General features: G+C 38.7%; 1 protein-coding gene. It reads right to left on the reverse strand.

All coding sequences use genetic code 11. From position 1 onward, the window contains the following. Positions 1 to 105 precede the first annotated feature (105 nt). A partial coding sequence (locus tag Q0976_RS24075; RefSeq protein WP_299497402.1) for a winged helix-turn-helix domain-containing protein occupies positions 106 to 364 on the reverse strand: 259 nt, incomplete at its 5' end.

Consider the following 364-nt stretch of genomic DNA (forward strand, 5'->3'; position numbering starts at 1 on the left):
GTGCCTTTTCTGGCCCAGATCCTCGTTGTCGTGTTTTGTTGACCAAAGCGAGCTTCATCTTGAAACCAAATATCGACACGATCCAAAGGAAGGTGTCCGGGGATCTTATCGATCGTTTTTATTAAGAATTTTTTTAAAGGCTTCTTGAGCGTCGAGAGATTGTTTTGGATGTTTAGAGCGTGAGGTTATCCATGAAAACCCCATATGATTCAATAAATAGTAGATAGAGTCTGGATGATAATTTGTTCCAAATTCAGATTGAATATATCGATGGATATCTGTTCCTGTTAATCGGCCACCGACTTGAGGGTTTTCTATTCTTTGCTCTATATATTCAGCAAGTTGAATTTGTTGTTTACGGCTA

Origin of the sequence: uncultured Shewanella sp. (assembly GCF_947501665.1) — a bacterium.
In the GTDB taxonomy this organism is placed as follows: Bacteria; Pseudomonadota; Gammaproteobacteria; order Enterobacterales; family Shewanellaceae; genus Shewanella.